The 2,182-nt window shown below is 62.6% G+C and carries 4 protein-coding genes; 1 reads left to right on the plus strand and 3 read right to left on the minus strand.

From position 1 onward, the window contains the following. From MKK52_RS00120 to MKK52_RS00130, 3 genes are all read right to left on the minus strand, one after another. On the minus strand, positions 1–204 hold a 204-nt coding region (locus tag MKK52_RS00120), incomplete at its 3' end, for a hypothetical protein (RefSeq protein ID WP_243951721.1). Positions 205–648: 444 nt separating this feature from the next. Beyond that, positions 649–852, minus strand: coding sequence for a hypothetical protein (locus MKK52_RS00125; RefSeq protein ID WP_243951722.1), 204 nt, complete (start codon positions 850–852; stop codon positions 649–651). 176 nt (positions 853–1,028) lie between these two features. Beyond that, the gene (locus MKK52_RS00130; RefSeq protein ID WP_243951723.1) at positions 1,029–1,178 is read right to left on the minus strand and encodes a hypothetical protein; all 150 of its coding nucleotides are present in this window, start codon (positions 1,176–1,178) and stop codon (positions 1,029–1,031) included. Positions 1,179–1,664: 486 nt separating this feature from the next. Between MKK52_RS00130 and MKK52_RS00135 the strand changes: the two genes are divergently transcribed. Further along, positions 1,665–2,123 carry a response regulator gene (locus MKK52_RS00135; protein WP_243951724.1) on the plus strand — a complete coding sequence of 153 codons (459 nt, stop codon included), beginning with the start codon at positions 1,665–1,667 and terminating at the stop codon, positions 2,121–2,123. Positions 2,124–2,182 lie beyond the last annotated feature (59 nt).

The following is a 2,182-nucleotide window of genomic DNA, read 5'->3' on the forward strand; positions in this document are numbered from 1 at the left end:
GCGAAGGCCCGGCGCGTTCCCTACACGGTGAAGCCGCTGGGCGAGGAGCGATCCCCGGCGCCGAACCTGCCCGCACCCGACGCGGGCAGTAGCGAGCCCGAGCAGCGCCAGCACCCCAGCGCCCGGCTGGACATGCGCAACGGCCTCGTCGTGGACGAGACGATCCTCGCCCACCTGACGCTCACCCGCGAGGGCAAGCCGCACGATCCGGCGCTGATGCGGCTCTCCCGCTCAAGGCGGAGTAGCACCATGGCCAAGATCATCTTTCACAGCGCGATCGCTTGCAAAGTGACCAGTCGGGATACCGTGCTCCGCGCGGTGTCAGCAGGTGGCGAGCATCAACAACACCCCGGCGATCGTGAACGCAAACGCGCATATCGTGCGGATACAGAACGACCCGTAGTGCTGGCCAATACGCCAGCGACGACACGCCAGGTTATCGAACTCCAGGCCCATAGCGAGGAGCAAGATGCCGACGCACGCTTGGAAGCTCGGCAAGACTTCGATCCCCGGTCCGACGCGCAAACTGCGCATCGAGACTTTTGTCTACCAAAGATATGGCACCGTGTATCAGCACGGGCGAGCGCCACGTACCCGGCAGCGGAACCACTCCAAACCGTTGGCCGGTCTCGCTCACCGCGTGGCAACCTACATACCCTTCATCGAGTCGATGAGACCGGGCTCTTCGCTTTCAGGGACAGCGCGAGGCTCCGCCTTCTCGCTGGCGTTTTGTGCCACCGGAATGCGATCTTGCGGACAGCCGTCCTCAGCAAGTTGCTTGCGGCCGGCACGCTTCGCTGCTGCGATCTCTTCAGGGGTCAGCGTCGTACCGCCGCTCTCGTCGCGAGTCATGGCCGTTTCCCTGGCTGTGCTGTCGTCGCGACATGGATGCCGTTCAGCAATTGTATGTCGAAGTGGCTGACTGGATGGCTCGTTCCGTCGGGTGGCTCTTGGTCTGCGATCGCTGCCCCTTCGATGTCGGCGAGCATAGGGGCTGACCAGGGATCGCACCTGAGTTAGCACCTCACTCAGGGATCAAAGTCTACTCCAATCTTCCGCCCGCTGCGCCAGAGCAAACCATATGGTCTGTCGATATATGCTGCTTCGCAGATCAGGCGCCCGGTTACAGCTATCTCGGAATCAAGATCGACTTCGAGAAGCGCTTCGTAGTCGCTCATGCTCCAAATCAAACAGTCCAAGCATTGCTTCCCTCCCGCCGAGAACAGCGTCCCGGTCTTCAATATGTCTTTCTTGGGGAGTTGCTTGTTACTTAATAGCAATAATCGCTCCTCCTGTTTGTTGGGTGGAGCTAGGTCACGCACAACCTAACGATCTCTGAACCCTGCACCGATGTGTGCAGCGTCAGGTGAGAAAGCGCATGTCCGCCCCTACGGATGAAACTCAGATCAGCGTCAGGAAGCACATGTTCGTCGTGTTCGCCCTAGACGGGACGCTCGCGCTCACGGAGCACCGCGCGGACTTTCTGAATTGGCCCGGCAGTACCAAGGACTGGCGTGGATTCTTCCGGGAAGCATATTTCCGCAGGAAGTGGCAACGTAGCCCATGCCAAGCTGGTGGAGCGCTGTGCTTCGAGCGAACGCGCCTGCGCCGCCTGCGCATTCGGCGTTCGGGAGCCTTTCGACCCGGCCCGGACTTGATTGCAAATGAGTGATCCGTCCGATCCCGCAGAGCCCTACGCCCTCGTCGTCGACGACGACGGGCTCATCCGGATGGATGCGATGTACATCCTGGAGGATGCGGGCTTTCGGACCTTCGAGGCGAGCGACGGCGACAAGGCCATGAAGCTCCTCGACCGGGAACACGCCGTCATCGTGCTGCTCTTCACCGACGTGCAGATGCCCGGCTCCCGCGACGGCTTCGCGGTCGCCCGCGAGACCGCCGCCCGGTGGCCGCATATCGCCATCGTGGTGGCATCGGGGCATCTGCGGCCAGGGCCCGGGGACATGCCGGAGGGGGCGTGCTTTATCGGCAAACCGTTCACCGCCGACATGGTCCACGACCACCTACAGGAAATCCTGCCCGACGGGCGCAAACCGGCACCGCTGCGCCGACGGGAACGGGGGGCGGAGGACACGCTGGCGCCGGGGACGCAAGCGCATTGATGTACCACGACACACTTCGGTCGATGCCGCCCGCCACGTTTTAGACGGCTGCCGTACGA

It is taken from the genome of Methylobacterium sp. J-067 (genome assembly GCF_022829465.1).
GTDB lineage: Bacteria > Pseudomonadota > Alphaproteobacteria > Rhizobiales > Beijerinckiaceae > Methylobacterium > Methylobacterium litchii.